The organism is Shimia sp. MIT1388 (assembly GCF_047124445.1).
Lineage (GTDB): Bacteria > Pseudomonadota > Alphaproteobacteria > Rhodobacterales > Rhodobacteraceae > Shimia.
Genome location: NZ_CP138921.1, coordinates 2074226 through 2088788, shown reverse-complemented (window position 1 = coordinate 2088788; position 14563 = coordinate 2074226). Strand labels below are relative to the sequence as shown.

Genomic DNA, 14563 nt, shown 5'->3' with positions numbered 1-14563 from the left:
AGTATAAGGAGACCCACATGGACGCACGGGCCATCATCGCGCAGTTGCGCAAAGGCGAAGACCCCAGTCGTGAAGAGCTGGCCTGGTTTGCCCGAGGGTTGGCTGACGGAACGGTCAGTGACGCGCAGGCTGGCGCGTTTGCCATGGGGGTTTGCGTGCGTGGTCTCTCTGAGGAAGGGCGCGTGGCCTTGACACTGGCGATGCGGGACAGCGGTGACACGATGTCTTGGGATTTGCCGGGGCCTGCATTGGATAAACATTCCACAGGCGGCGTTGGCGATTGTGTGAGTTTGGTGCTGGCACCGGCTTTGGCGGCTTGTGGCGCCTATGTGCCGATGGTGTCGGGGCGCGGGCTTGGGCACACGGGCGGGACACTGGATAAGCTAGAGGCAATTCCAGGCTATCAGACCGGGTTGGATGAGGCACAGTTTGACAAGGTGGTGCGCGACGCGGGGGCGTCGATTGTCAGCGCAACGGCTGAGATCGCGCCGGCCGACAAACGGCTTTATGCGGTGCGGGATGTAACCGGGACGGTGGAAAGTCTGGATCTGATCACGGCGTCGATCTTGTCCAAGAAGCTGGCTGCTGGACTGCATGGGCTGGTGTTGGATGTGAAGGTGGGCAGCGGCGCGTTTATGAAGACGCTTGAGGATGCCGAAGCCTTGGCAGACTCTTTGGTGAGCACAGCGAATTTGGCGGGCTGTCCGACAAGCGCGGTGATTTCGGATATGAACCAACCGTTGGCGCCTTCGCTGGGCAATGCGTTGGAAGTGGCGGAGTGCATGGAGGTGCTCTGTGGTTCCAAAGGTGGGCCATTGGCGGAGTTGAGCGTGTCGCTTGGCGGTGTGTTGTTGGCCAATGCGGGATTGGCGGCGGATGTTGAGGCAGGCGTGGCCAAGATGGTGGACGTGCTGGCGAACGGACAAGCGGCGGAGCGGTTTGGCAAGATGGTAGCGGCCCATGGTGGGCCAATGCGATTTGTCGAGGAGTGGCAGCGGTTCTTGCCGGAGGCCTCGGTGATCCGAGAGGTCAAGGCGCCGCGGGATGGCTTTGTCTCTGCTATTGACGGGGAGGCGCTGGGCTTGGCTGTTGTTGGACTTGGCGGCGGGCGCATGGTGGAGAGCGATGTGATCGATCCTGCAGTGGGCTTCTCCGAGGTGGTGCGGCTGGGTACACAGGTGAAAGCGGGTGATCCGCTTCTACGGGTGCATGCCAGCCGTGAAGACAAGGCGGATGCCGCCGCGGCAGCTGTGCTGGAGGCCATGGACATTGGCGACGCTATGCCCGATATGCCGCCGCTAATCCACGAAAGGAGCCGCTGATGGCACGTGCATTTCTGGTTGTGATGGACTCGGTTGGCATCGGCGGTGCGCCGGATGCGGCACAGTTTTTCAACGAAGACCGCTCCGACATTGGTGCGAATACCTTGGCGCATATTGCGCAGGCTTGCGCAGAGGGACGCGCAGAAGATGGGCGCAGTGGGCCGTTGAAGCTGCCCAATCTCGACGCGTTGGGCTTGGGCGCGGCGTGTCGGTTGGCGTCGGGCGATGCCACGCCCGGATTGAACGCGACGCCACAGGGGGCATGGGGGGCGGCGACGGAAGTCAGTCCGGGCAAAGATACGCCATCCGGCCATTGGGAATTGGCTGGCCTGCCTGTGCCCTGGGATTGGGGCTACTTCCCCAAAGAAGAGCCGTGTTTTCCAGCTGATTTGAGCAAGTTGGTGTGTGAGTTGGCCGGTGTGGATGGCATCTTAGGCGATTGTCACGCGTCGGGGACTGTCGTCATCAATGACCTAGGGGCGGAGCATGTCAAAAGCGGAAAGCCGATTTGCTACACCTCTGCAGATAGCGTTTTTCAGATTGCCGCGCATGAGGAGACCTTTGGGCTCGAACGTCTGTTGAAGTTGTGTCAGGACCTTGCGCCGACCTTGCACGAGATGAAGATTGGCCGGGTGATTGCGCGGCCGTTTGTCGGCGACGCTGCGAATGGGTTCACCCGCACAACCAACCGCCGAGACTTTGCAATTGCCCCCCCGGAGCCACTGTTGACCAACTGGGTGCAAGAAGCCGGTGGCAAAGTTCACGGTGTTGGCAAGATTGGCGACATCTTCACCATGGCGGGCATTGACGATTGCACCAAAGGGGCGGATGCCAAGCTGATGCAGGATTTGCAGGGATTGGTGGAAACTGCCGAAGATGGTAGCCTGACCTTTGCAAACTTTGTGGAGTTTGACAGTCTCTATGGCCATCGTCGTGACATCTCCGGCTATGCGCGTGCGTTGGAATGGTTTGACTTGGAAATCGGAAAGGTCCTTCAAAATTTGAAGGCGGATGATCTCTTGATCCTGACAGCGGATCACGGCAATGACCCAAGCTGGACCGGAACCGACCACACCCGGGAGCGCGTGCCTGTATTGGCCGCCGGTGTGGGCGTCAAAGAAGCCGGGATTATGGATTTTGTTGATGTGGCCGCAACGGTGGCCACACATCTGGGGATCACACCTCCCCGTGGAAGGAGTTTCTTATGAGCGTTGCTGACCTGCCTAAAGTCGAGCTGCACCTGCACCATGAAGGCGCGGCCCCGCCCGCGTTTATCAAACAGTTGGCGCATGAAAAGAACGTCGATCTGAGCAAGATCTTTGACGACAACGGCGGGTATGCGTTCCGGGACTTTGTGCACTTCCTGAGCACCTATGAGGACGCAACCTCTGTTTTGACTGGTCCGGAAGAGTTTGCGCGGCTCACGACTGCGATCCTGGAAGAGAGCGCCAAGAATGGCGTGGTCTACACCGAGAGCTTTATTAGCCCTGACTTCTGTGGCGGCGGTGATCTTGGCGCGTGGCGCGAGTATCTCGCGGCGATTGAGGAAGCGGCCAACGCGGCGGAGGCCAAACATGGGATCACCTTGCGCGGTGTTGCGACCGCAGTGCGTCACTTCGGGGCCGACAAGTCCAAGACCACGGCACATTGTGCGGCGGAAACCGCTGGCGACTTTGTGACCGGCTTTGGCATGGGCGGCGACGAAGGGCAGTTCACACAGGGCACCTTTGCCTATGCGTTTGATCAAGCCAAGGAAGCTGGATTGCAGCTGACCACCCACGCCGGGGAATTTGGCGGGCCGGAAAGTGTTTGGGATGCGATCCGCGATCTGAACGTGGAGCGCATTGGCCATGGCGTGCGGAGCATTGAAGATCCAGAACTGGTGAAAGAGCTGGTGGCGCGCCAGATCACGTTGGAAGTTTGCCCGGGGTCAAACGTTGTGCTGGGCCTGTTCCCGGATTTCGCCAGCCACCCGATTCAGAAATTGCGCGATGCCGGTGTCAAAGTGACCGTCAGCACGGATGATCCGCCGTTCTTTCATACGACTATGCGCCGCGAGTACGAAGAGCTATCCAAAGCCTTTGGATGGGACGAGAGTGATTTTCGTGCGCTCAACCAGACCGCGCTTGACGCGGCCTTCTGTGATGCCGATACCAAAGCAAAAGTAGCAAAGCGATTGGAGCAAGCCTGATGGATCATTTGACAGTTGTGGATCACCCGCTGGTACAGCACAAGCTGACCATCATGCGCGATCAGGCCACCTCGACAGGGGAGTTCCGCCGCCTGCTGCGTGAGATCAGCCAGTTGCTGGCCTATGAAATCACCCGCGAACTGCCGATGACCACCAAGAAAATCCAGACACCGATGGTAGAGATGGATGCGCCCACGCTGGCGGGCCGCAAGCTTGCTTTGGTCTCGATTTTACGGGCTGGCAACGGCCTTCTGGACGGGATGCTGGAGTTGGTGCCATCGGCGCGTGTGGGCTTTGTCGGGTTGTACCGTGACGAGGAGACTCTGGAGCCGGTGCAATATTACTTTAAAGCGCCAAGTGAGCTGGATGAACGTCTTGTGATCGCTGTTGACCCGATGCTGGCAACCGGCAACAGCTCTGCGGCGGCCATTGATCTGCTGAAAAAACAGGGTGCGAAGAACATCCGCTTCTTGTGTCTGTTGGCAGCGCCTGAAGGTGTGGCGCGAATGAAAGAGGCGCATCCGGATGTGCCAATTGTGACTGCGGCGCTCGATGAGCGGTTGAACGAAAAAGGCTATATCTTGCCCGGATTGGGCGATGCGGGCGACCGCATGTTTGGTACCCAATAGGTCAAATTTCGTGTTTTCAACGGTTTACTCGTTGGAAACAAACCGGCTAAGGTGCCCCTACATCTTGTGGGGGCAAAATGAAACTGACCAGAGTTATTGCGATCGGCGTGATCGCAAGTTCCTTGGGCATTGGTGCGGTCACCGCGCAGTCCATTAGTTCAAACGAAATCCCGGCGGAGTTCCCGCCGAATGATTTCAAGGGTAAGCAGTTTGTTGACAGCCGTGGATGTGTTTACATCCGCGCCGGTGTTGATGGAGCCACAACCTGGGTGCCGCGTGTAACGCGGGAACGCAAGGTGATCTGTGGCTTCAAACCTACCTTCTCCAAAGCGCAAACCACCACCAGCGCCGCGCCAAAGCTCGACAAAAATGTTGTGCAAATTCAGCCGGCAGCACCTGAAGCAGGTGCGCCTGCCGTGGCTACGGCGCCAAAAGCAGTTGCGCCTGCAGCTGCACCGGCAACAACGGCACGCACCACTAGCAGCGCTGCAACCAGCACGGCGAAAACAACTACGCGCACGGTGAAAGTGCCAAAGCAGGCCAAAGGTGCGCCGCTTTACACCACACCAACCGCGGCCCGTCCGACCACCGCAACAACCAAGACGACCACCACGCGTACGGTTGCCCCAGCAGCCACCGCAGCGGCACCAACGGTGATCCAGCCTGGATCAGTGGCCCCCAAAACCACGACAACAACCGTGCGCCGGACTTCCAAACAAGCGCCGCGCGCGGCTGGTGTCGTATCGCCGTGTCGCGAAGGGGTGACATCCTGGAGAGGCTCTGCTGTTCGGTGCGGTCCTCAAGCTCAGTCCCCGGTGACGCCCGGTCGTGGGGGAGCGACAGCGCAACCACCACAGATGCGATTTGATCAGAACAGCTCGCTGCGTCGTCCGCCGGTTGGCACCGTTGTGCGCGTCGGTGAAGTGGCGCCAGACGTACGTGTTGTGCCGCGTCACGTGTATGAAGCCAATCGAGACTCCCATGTGCTGGCCATGGTGCCGGAAGGCTACCGTCGGGCGTTTGATGATGGCCGCTTGAATGAGCGTCGCGCCGAGATGACCTTGGGTGGTCAGGCACAGATGGAGCAGATTTGGACCAATACTTTGCCCCGGCAGCTTGTCGGTGTGGCAGAGGAAAGCGAAACCGTTGCGCGGGCAAGCACCACACAGGTGGCAGCGACCACCGTGTCCACCAAATCTGAAGCCGCCACCAAGTCCTTGCGGCTGGCAGGCACGCCCTATGTGCAGGTTGGCACGTTTAGCGATCAGGCCAGCGCGCAAGCGGCGGCCAAACAGGTGAAGCGTCTTGGTCTGCCGGTTCGGATTGGCAAATACCAGCGGAATGGTCTGACCCAGCGCATGGTGCTGGCAGGTCCGTTTGCCAGCGCAGACAGCGCCAATGCAGCGCTGAGTAAGACCCAGAGCGCCGGGTTTGGCGGTGCTTTTGTGCGCCAGTAATGAAATTGAGGTCTGCGGCGGCGTTTAGCTGCCGCAGATGCCTTGAAGAGCCACCCAGTAACGGTCAATCAAGATTGGTTCTGGCAACTCTTCGGTGAAAGGGGCGGCCTCTATTAAGGCCAGCGTGCTTTCACCAGATGGGTCCCGTGCCAGCGCGTAAGGCTGTAGTCTGACCCGCTTTTCTTCAAATGCCTGGATCAACGTGTCATCCGCGGCCGCCGCAGGCGGGCTGCTGATCATCAGTTCGATATGTTGAAGCAGAAGATCTTCCGGCAGCGCGCCAGTGGTCAGCAAACGCAAGCTGGCGCGAATGCCGCCGGTTTCCAAAACCCCACGCAGCGGATCGGGAGAGGCAGCCTGTGCCGCTACAATGTAGCCCGCGGCCACATCCGGCTCTTCGTGATCCTCGATGGTGTCGCGACCCAACAGAACTACATTGCCTGGCAAGGCGATGGCTTCGCGCAGGGCGCTGGGCAGAACGGAAATGGAGCGCACTTGCAGGCGCTTTTGCAGGGCGTCTACTGCCGGGACCGCCAGAGGTGCACTGCACGGTTGGCCGGTGAGGCGGGTGGCAAGCTGTTGCATGTCCTGACCCATGGTCTGACGTGCCACATTGGGCACCACGCGCAGTGTGTGGTTTGCCAAGGCGTCGGGCAGCCAGAAGACGGCCAGCCCGGCCAAGGCAGTTGTGGTCAGGGCTAAGACGGTTTTGCGTAAGCGCCCGGAGGCGCGTTGCGGCCGGGCAACCGCCTTGCGCAGTTTTTCGATCGCGTCCACCAGATCATCGTGTGCCGGATCGATTTCCAGCGTCTCATCCGAGTCGCCGTCCGGAAAAAACACCGCCGGGGTTTGACCTGGATTGAGGCGGCGCACAGCTGGGAGGGACCAGTGCGTGAGTGCGCGGTCCTGGCTGTCTTTGATGACCAAGGAAGCTTCGCCCAGAGACACAATCACTTCCCGCCGTTGCACGCCCGGGGTTTCACGCCACAGCGCGGTGCCTTCCAAACGTTGGAATTTGTCTAGTGCGGTGCTCATTGGTGGGTGCTCAGCCTCATTTGCGAGAAACCCTAGCAGGGGGCAATGGGAGGGGCAATCACATGGCAGTCACGAAAAAGGCCCAGAGCGATGTCCGGGCCTTGATCGAAACATGTCTTGCAACCGTTACAGGATTTTGATGCCTGCTGATTTGATGTCCGCCAGGAAAGTCTCAAGACCTTTGTCGGTCAGCGGGTGGTTGATCATGGATTTGATCACACCGGGAGGGGCGGTCATCACGTCGGCACCAACCAGCGCGCATTGGGTGGCGTGGTTCACGGTGCGCACGGAAGCGGCAAGGATTTCGGTTTCAAAACCGTAGTTGTCATAGACCTGGCGGATGTCTGCGATCAGATCCATGCCATCCAGGTTGATGTCATCCAGACGGCCGATGAACGGGGAGATAAAGGTTGCCCCTGCTTTGGCGGCGAGCAGCGCCTGGTTGGCGGAGAAACACAGGGTCACGTTGACCTTATGACCATCGTCGGTCAGCGCCTTACAGGCTTTCAGGCCGTCCCACGTCAGCGGAACCTTGACGGCGATGTTGTCGGCAATCTCAACCAGTTTGCGGCCTTCGGCGATCATCTCGTCCGCGTCGGTGGCGGTTACTTCGGCGGAAACCGGACCATCAACAAGATCACAGATTTCTTTGGTGACTTCAAGGATGTCACGGCCGGATTTTTTGATCAGGGATGGGTTGGTGGTGACGCCGTCAACCATGCCTGTTGCGTTCAGCTCGGCAATGGCGTCGATGTCGGCGGTGTCTACGAAGAATTTCATGTCAGTTCCTCTCCTGTGCGTGCAGGTTTGAAAGGGCGGCGCGTGCAACTGCGGGATTGCGCTGCGGCTGTCTTGGCTTTACCCGATAGAGAGCCCCGCTGGAAGTGGGAATGCGCCGTGCGGCTGCATTTTCCGTTAGCGGTAACATTTTTGGCGGTCCAAGGCGGTGTGAGGGACAGTTGAGCGAGACAGACTTCTTTCCTGAAGGGGCGTTGATAGCGGTGCTGACCACACAGCCGCTGGACCGGGTGTTGGACTATAAAGCACCGGAAGGTGGGGTTTTGCTGGGCGCTTTTGTCGAAGTGCCACTGGGGCCACGTCGGGTTCTTGGGGTTGTCTGGGGGCCGGGCAAGGGGGACTACGACATCAACAAAATCCGGACAGCCAACCGCGCTTTGGATGTGGCGCCGATGGGGGCGGATATGCGCGGATTTTTGCAGCGCGCGGCGGATTATACGCTCACGCCAATGAATGCGATGCTGCGGCTGGCGACCCGAGCGCCAGGGCTTTCGGACCCACCGTCGATGCGCAAGATCTACCGGCGCGGCGAGGGTGAGCCGGATCGACATACCGATGCTCGCCGCCGCGTGCTGGAAACATTGTCCGAATACGGCAATCTCGCCTTCACTATAGGCGAGCTGTCGGAAATGGCCGGAGTGACCAACTCTGTCATCAAAGGCTTGGTAAAGCAGGGCGTGGTACGCGAAGAGGCCGCGCCGCGGGACACCCCGTTTCCCCGATTGGACCCGGACTACGGTGGCAAAGAGCTGTCTGAAGATCAGGAGGCGGGCGCGGCGGAGTTGCGCGCGGGCGTGCAGAGCGGAACCTATGGCACAACCTTGCTGCGGGGCGTGACCGGCTCGGGCAAGACGGAAGTGTATCTGGAGGCGGTGGCTGAGTGTTTGCGCAAGGGGCGTCAGGCACTGGTTTTGCTGCCAGAGATTGCCCTGACAGCGGAATTTTTGACCCGTGTGGAGGCGCGGTTTGGCGCTAAGCCCGCCGAGTGGCACTCTGGTGTGACCATGACAGAGCGCCGGCGAACCTGGAAAATGGTCGGCGAAGGCGGCGCGCAGATGGTGATCGGGGCGCGGTCGGCGTTGTTTTTGCCGTATCGCGATCTGGGGCTGATCATTGTCGATGAAGAGCACGACACGTCTTACAAGCAGGAAGACGGGGTGTTGTATAACGCGCGGGACATGGCGGTTTTGCGGGCAGCGCTCTGTGAGGGGCAGGTGATTTTGGCCTCAGCCACGCCCAGCCTGGAAAGCTGGGCCAACGCTGAGGCAGGTAAATACAAGAAACTGGAGCTGACGAGCCGCTATGGCGCGTCTGTGCTGCCGGAGATGCGGGCGATTGACATGCGGGCAGAAAAACTGCCCGCCAGTCGGTGGATTTCGCCCAGCCTTAAGGCTGCCGTAGATGCGCGGATTGCCATAGGGGAGCAGGCGCTGCTGTTCATCAATCGGCGGGGCTATGCGCCGGTCACGATTTGTCGTGCCTGTGGGCATCAGATTGGCTGTGACAATTGCGATGCGCGGATGGTGGAGCACCGGTTCCTCAAGCGCTTGCTGTGTCACCAATGTGGTGAGACCAAACCAATGCCGGAGGCCTGCCCGTCCTGTGAGGTCGAGGGCAAACTGGCTCCTGTGGGGCCAGGGGTGGAACGGCTGGCGGAAGAGGCGCAGGAGTTGTGGCCGGACGCACGACAGGCGGTTTTGAGTTCGGACCTATTTGGCTCGGCGCGCGCGCTAAAAGAGAGCATCCGGACGATTGCGGACGGTGGAGCCGATATCATCATTGGCACGCAGTTGGTGGCGAAGGGGCACAACTTTCCCTTGCTGACGTTGGTTGGCGTGATTGATGCGGACCTCGGTCTGCAGGGCTCGGACCTGCGGGCCGCAGAGCGGACGTTTCAGTTGATGCGACAGGTCGCAGGGCGCGCCGGACGATCCGAACGCGCCGGCTTGGCACTGTTGCAGACGTTTCAGCCGGAGCATCCGGTGATCCGTGCCATTTTGACCGGCGACGAGACCGGATTCTGGCGGGCTGAAGCCGATGAGCGTCGACATGCGGTGGTGCCGCCGTTTGGGCGCATGGCAGGGATCATTCTGTCCGGCAGCGATGTGGCGCAGGTGTTTGATCTGGGCAATGCTTTGGCGCGAAACGCTGGTATGCTGCGCGCCATTGGGGCGGAGGTCTATGGACCAGCTCCTGCGCCGATAGCGCGTGTGCGCGGGCGACATCGCGTGCGGCTCTTGGTGAAAGCAGACAAATCTGCGCCGTTGCAGAGCGCTTTGGCGCAATGGGTGGGGCAGTTCCGCCTGAAAGGAGATCTGCGTCTCGCGGTCGACATTGATCCGCAGAGTTTTTTCTGACTGCGGTTTTGGAAAGTGCGTAGGTGCACGCTGATCTGTGCGTCTTTTGATCTCGCCTTTTTGTATCGATAGGCGTATTTGCTGCACATGTTCAGAAAAATTCCCATTGATGACGCGCATCTGCTGCCGTGGTGGCGTCGCCCGATCACCCTGCTGTTTCTCATGGCGCTGGCCATGCCGATCGCCTTCAACACCTGGAGCGCGCTGCTAAATAATTTTGTGATTGAGGTGGCGGATTTTGACGGTTCCGACATTGGGCTTCTGCACACCGTGCGTGAGATTCCCGGTTTTCTTGCAATTGGCGTGATCTTCTTACTGCTGTTCATTCGGGAGCAAGTGCTCGGGCTGTTGTCACTGGCGTTGCTTGGCGTTGCGACAGCGGTCACGGCCTATTTCCCAACCATGGGCGGGATCTTGATGATCACGCTGCTGAGTTCGATTGGCTTTCACTACTACGAAACCGTGAACCAGTCGCTGCAGTTGCAATGGCTCGACAAGAAGCGCGCGCCTAAGGTTTTGGGGTGGCTTGTGGCGGCGGGATCAGCGGCCACTTTGCTGGCCTATGGCATCATTGTTCTGGGCTGGAAGCGGTACGATTGGGACTATGACGTGGTCTACCTCGCAGGCGGAGGGATCACGGCGCTGATCGCGCTCTATTGTTTTGTCGCGTTCCCACAGTTTGAAGGCCGCACACCACAAGCGCGCAAGATGGTGCTGAAAAAACGCTATTGGCTGTACTATGCGATGCAGTTCATGGCAGGTGCACGCCGGCAGATTTTTGTCGTCTTTGCCGGATTCATGATGGTGGAGCGCTTTGGCTTTGATGTGCATGAGATCACCGCGCTGTATCTGATCAACCTTATTGCCAATATGCTCTTTGCGCCTTTGGTCGGCGGCGCGGTGTCGAAGTTTGGGGAGCGGCGCACGTTGATCTTTGAGTATGCGGGTCTCGTGATTGTCTTTCTGGCATACGGCGGCATCTATTTCTTCGGCTGGGGCATTGTGCTTGCGGCAACGCTCTATGTGGTTGATCACCTGCTGTTTTCGCTGGCTTTGGCGTTGAAGACCTACTTTCAAAAGATCGCAGATCCGGAAGACATGGCACCTACGGCGGCTGTGGCCTTTACGATCAACCATATCGCGGCGGTGTTCTTGCCGGTTTTGCTGGGCCTGCTTTGGTTGGCTTCTCCTGGTGCGGTCTTTGTGCTCGCGGCCTCTATGGCGGCAGTGTCGCTGGGGCTGGCTTTCTTGATCCCGCGCCATCCGGAAAAGGGCAATGAAACCCGTCTGACGCGTCCTCTGGCCGCTGCTGCGGAGTAGTTTGTGCCTGCGCAGGCTTGACGGGGCCGAGGGGAGACCCTAGGCCCTGCGCAACCTGATAGGAGAGCAACATGCCGACATTCACCGCACTGACCACATTGATGGGAAAAGAGCAGGCCGAAGCGCTGGGCGAGGCGATGGAGAGGCTGGTGCCGGAACCCACTGGTGTTGGAGTGTTTGAGGTCGAAGACGGCTCTGGTCTCTGGGAGATCGGCGGCTACTTTGTTGAGGCGCCGGATGAGGCGGGTTTAGCCGTGTTGGCCGCTGCGTTCAGCGCGAAGCCTTTTGTGGTGTCAGAGCTGCCGGAAACCGATTGGGTCGCGCACGTGAAGCGCGAGCTGGCGCCGGTTGAGGCCGGGCGTTTCTTTGTTTACGGCAGCCACGACGCGGATAAAATCCCGGAAGGTGCCGAGCCCCTGTTGATCGAAGCTGCGATGGCCTTTGGCACCGGCCACCATGGCACCACTTTGGGCTGCCTGAAGGCGTTGGACAGTGTGGCCAACGAGGGCTTTGTCGGTCAGAACGTGGCGGACATCGGCTGCGGCACAGCGGTGCTGGGCATGGGCGCCGCGCGGATTTGGCCAAACCCCGTGTTGGCGAGCGACATCGATGAGGTGGCCGTGGATGTGGCTAGGGCCAATGTCACGGCAAACGGTCTGGATGGTAAAGTCATCTGTCTGGAGGCGGCTGGCTTTGGGCATCCTGATCTGGCGGCCAAGGCGCCTTACGACCTGGTGTTTGCCAACATCCTGAAGGCGCCACTGGTAGATCTGGCACCGGATATGGGTGCCAATATTGCCACAAACGGCTATGCGATCCTTTCCGGCATCCTGAACGAACAGGCAGACGAAGTGGTCGAAGCCTATGATGCGGCGGGCTTTGACGTGCACACCCGCGAAGAGATTGGCGAGTGGACTACGCTGACGCTGACACGCCGCGCCTGACACGGGCAACTCTTCAAACAGAATCAAGACACGGGCGGCTGACATCAGCCGCCCGTTTTTTCGTGCGCATAGGCGTGTTTGTTTCTTCTTTTTGGATAGTCCATGGTGTAGAGTGGGTTTGTTTCCACTTGTCCTGTGGAAATGCATAATTGAGGTCAGATTTGACGATAATTTGCCTCATTTTCGGCTTTGTGCCTTATTTTCGCCACATTTCGAGACCAGATTTAGCCATGTTTGGTGGGGGCCAAACCTGAGTTAGTTGCCATGAGTGAATCTTACGCAGAATTTCATGATCGCCTTGCACGGATCTATCGCAAGCAGGCGAAGACCGGTCGCGTGGGCCGTGAATCTGTTGTGATCAATCGCAACGGTTACATGATCGTCAAAGGCGCGGGGCGCCGCCGGGGTATCCCTTGGGCAGGCCTGTTCACCGTGGTTGTGTCGTTCTTCATGATCAAAGGCATCATGATGTCTCAGTTTGGCCCTGACTTCTATTCGCAAGACGTTGCGCGGTTGAGCGGTGGCACACCGGTGGAAAAGGCCGCGGCCTGGACCATGGCCCCCGATCCCGTGTCGCGCTGGATTGCGACGCAGATCAACACCAAGCTCTGACACTCCAAAGTTTCCGTGGATCCCTCCAAGATCCCACACGGCCCCGGGTCTCTCTCCCCGGGGCCGTTTCTTTTTTGACGGCGCGCAAAGCAAAACCGCCGCCTCGGAGGAGGCGGCGGTTTGCGGTCCCATGGACCAGAGTAGTCGTGAGTGGTGGTGTGCTTAGCGGATCGCGTAAACGTCCGAGCGGGACAGACCAATATCGTCCAGCTCGCGGTCGCTGAGCATTGCCAGAGCATTGCGTGTGCGGCGCTTTTCGTTCCAATCTACGAAGCGGGCAACAAGCGCGAAGACGGGCTGACCGATGCGGCCAGCAGAACCAGAGGTCGACGTATGTTCGAAGGCGGCCATATCAGAAATCCTTTCTTTCAGTTGCTATGGACTGTGTTTTCGATTGGCCGCACATAGGGCTCAAAATGTGCCCCAGCAAGCGTCAAAACGGCATAGGTGGCATGCGGTTTTTGCATAGGTCGAAAATTGCGGAAACACCTTATTAATAAGGTCGTTTTTGGTGTCGTGAAGGGTCGCATTTAGACCATTTGGGGCTGGCGCCACGCAGGTCGCCAAATCTTCGCACCTTCAAAAATTTTTGTCGCAATTTGCTTCAGGCTTGGCGTTTGTTCTCGTTTCGTGCTACTTCACGGAGAACAACAAGAAAACAGAGCACAATGGGGCACAGCATGCGCGTATTGGGAATCGATCCAGGCTTGCGAAACATGGGCTGGGGCGTGATCGACGCAGACGGCAGTAAGATGAGCCACGTGGCCAACGGGATTTGTCATTCGGTTGGACAGGATTTGGCGGCACGACTGTTGTCTTTGCATGAGCAACTGACCGATGTGGTGGCGCGTTTTCTGCCGGACCATGCGGCGATCGAGCAGACCTTCGTGAACAAAGACGGTGCGGGAACGCTCAAGCTGGGCCAAGCGCGTGGGATCGCACTGTTGGTGCCGGCGCAGGCGGGGCTGCATATTGGCGAGTATGCACCCAACAAGGTCAAGAAGACGGTTGTGGGGGTGGGGCATGCGGAGAAGCATCAGGTCGAGCATATGGTGAAGTTACAGCTTCCCGGGGTGAAGATCGCCGGTGCGGATGCGGCGGATGCATTGGCGATTGCCATGTGTCATGCGCATTATGCGCGCGCAGGGGCGGGGTATGCGGAAGCTTTGAAGAGGGCGCAGGCATGATTGGCAAGATTTCCGGGAAATTGGAGTACCGCAGCACGGATCATGTTCTGATCGACGTGCGCGGTGTGGGCTATGTGGTGTATTGTTCGGACCGGACTTTGGCGGCATTGCCAAGTGTGGGTGAGCCGGTGGCGCTCTATACTGACCTGTTGGTGCGCGAAGACCTGTTGCAGCTGTTTGGCTTCTCAAGTCTGTTTGAGAAGGAATGGCACCGCCTATTGATGAGCGTGCAAGGGATTGGCGCGAAGGCGAGCTTAGCAATCCTTGGCGCGCTGGGAGCAGAAGGCGTGAGCCGGGCGGTGACCCTTGGCGATGTGGCGGCGATCAAGGCGGCCAAAGGTGTTGGCCCCAAAACGGCGCAACGTGTTGTTATTGAACTAAAAGACAAGGCGCCGGAAGTGATGGCGCTCGGCGGGACGCTTGGCGAGGCCATGGCGTCTGTTTCTGGTGAAGAGGCGGCTGCGGACGACGAGGTGATCGAAGATGTGGCACGCACACCGGTGAATGCGGGTGGAGCTTCGGCGGCGGCTGGCGCTGCTGCGGCGGCGTCGATGAGTGTGCAGGCCGATGCTTTGTCGGCACTGGGCAATCTGGGGTATGGCCCTGCAGATGCGGCAGGTGCGGTGGCGCAAGCGGCGGGAGAAGACCCCGAGGCGGATACATCAGAGTTGATCCGCGCAGCGCTTAAACTACTGGCACCAAAGGGGTAAA

14 protein-coding genes are annotated in these 14563 nt (G+C 59.2%); 11 read left to right on the top strand and 3 right to left on the bottom strand.

Features of this window, described 5'->3' with window-relative positions; translation table 11 throughout:
- Positions 1-17: 17 nt before the first annotated feature.
- From SIB92_RS10285 to SIB92_RS10265, 5 genes are all read left to right on the top strand, one after another.
- A complete protein-coding gene (locus SIB92_RS10285) occupies positions 18-1322 on the top strand; it encodes a thymidine phosphorylase (RefSeq protein WP_412555689.1) in 1305 nt (434 codons plus the stop codon).
- Positions 1322-2530 carry a phosphopentomutase gene (locus tag SIB92_RS10280; RefSeq protein WP_412555688.1) on the top strand — a complete coding sequence of 403 codons (1209 nt, stop codon included), beginning with the start codon at positions 1322-1324 and terminating at the stop codon, positions 2528-2530. The genes SIB92_RS10285 and SIB92_RS10280 overlap by 1 nt, the downstream gene beginning before the upstream one ends.
- Positions 2527-3513 carry an adenosine deaminase gene (locus SIB92_RS10275; RefSeq protein WP_412555687.1) on the top strand — a complete coding sequence of 329 codons (987 nt, stop codon included), beginning with the start codon at positions 2527-2529 and terminating at the stop codon, positions 3511-3513. Before SIB92_RS10280 ends, SIB92_RS10275 begins: the two co-directional genes overlap by 4 nt.
- Entirely contained in the window at positions 3510-4142 is a 633-nt protein-coding gene (gene upp / locus SIB92_RS10270) for a uracil phosphoribosyltransferase (RefSeq protein WP_294118681.1), read from the top strand. Before SIB92_RS10275 ends, upp begins: the two co-directional genes overlap by 4 nt.
- Positions 4143-4219: 77 nt before the next feature.
- The gene (locus SIB92_RS10265; protein ID WP_412555686.1) at positions 4220-5599 is read left to right on the top strand and encodes an SPOR domain-containing protein; all 1380 of its coding nucleotides are present in this window, start codon (positions 4220-4222) and stop codon (positions 5597-5599) included.
- A gap of 24 nt (positions 5600-5623) precedes the next feature.
- Here the strand turns inward: SIB92_RS10265 and SIB92_RS10260 are convergent, their stop codons facing one another.
- On the bottom strand, positions 5624-6634 hold the full coding sequence (locus SIB92_RS10260; protein ID WP_412555685.1) for a hypothetical protein: 1011 nt from the start codon (positions 6632-6634) through the stop codon (positions 5624-5626).
- A 126-nt stretch (positions 6635-6760) separates the two neighbouring features.
- Positions 6761-7414 carry a fructose-6-phosphate aldolase gene (gene fsa, locus SIB92_RS10255; protein WP_168591347.1) on the bottom strand — a complete coding sequence of 218 codons (654 nt, stop codon included), beginning with the start codon at positions 7412-7414 and terminating at the stop codon, positions 6761-6763.
- Positions 7415-7593: 179 nt separating this feature from the next.
- Here fsa and SIB92_RS10250 point away from each other — a divergent pair, with 179 nt between their 5' ends.
- The 4 genes from SIB92_RS10250 (at position 7594) to SIB92_RS10235 (ending at position 12665) form a co-directional block, all read left to right on the top strand.
- A complete protein-coding gene (locus SIB92_RS10250) occupies positions 7594-9789 on the top strand; it encodes a primosomal protein N' (protein WP_412555684.1) in 2196 nt (731 codons plus the stop codon).
- An 87-nt stretch (positions 9790-9876) separates the two neighbouring features.
- A complete protein-coding gene (locus tag SIB92_RS10245; protein WP_412555683.1) occupies positions 9877-11109 on the top strand; it encodes an MFS transporter in 1233 nt (410 codons plus the stop codon).
- Positions 11110-11180: 71 nt separating this feature from the next.
- Positions 11181-12053: a 50S ribosomal protein L11 methyltransferase gene (locus SIB92_RS10240; protein ID WP_412555682.1), complete on the top strand. Its 873-nt coding sequence runs from the start codon at positions 11181-11183 to the stop codon at positions 12051-12053.
- Between the two features lie 264 nt (positions 12054-12317).
- Positions 12318-12665, top strand: coding sequence for a hypothetical protein (locus SIB92_RS10235; RefSeq protein WP_294118591.1), 348 nt, complete (start codon positions 12318-12320; stop codon positions 12663-12665).
- 162 nt (positions 12666-12827) lie between these two features.
- On the opposite strand, the gene SIB92_RS10230 is transcribed toward SIB92_RS10235, so the two are convergent.
- Positions 12828-13016 (bottom strand): DUF1127 domain-containing protein, encoded by a 189-nt coding sequence (locus SIB92_RS10230; RefSeq protein ID WP_412555681.1) that lies wholly within the window; start codon positions 13014-13016, stop codon positions 12828-12830.
- Between the two features lie 329 nt (positions 13017-13345).
- On the opposite strand from SIB92_RS10230, the gene ruvC reads away from it, so the two are divergent.
- Together ruvC and ruvA are read left to right on the top strand one after the other, a co-directional pair.
- The gene (gene ruvC / locus SIB92_RS10225) at positions 13346-13852 is read left to right on the top strand and encodes a crossover junction endodeoxyribonuclease RuvC (RefSeq protein ID WP_294118593.1); all 507 of its coding nucleotides are present in this window, start codon (positions 13346-13348) and stop codon (positions 13850-13852) included.
- Positions 13849-14562, top strand: a complete 714-nt coding sequence (ruvA, locus tag SIB92_RS10220; protein ID WP_412555680.1) for a Holliday junction branch migration protein RuvA — start codon at positions 13849-13851, stop codon at positions 14560-14562. The genes ruvC and ruvA overlap by 4 nt, the downstream gene beginning before the upstream one ends.
- Position 14563: the final 1 nt, after the last annotated feature.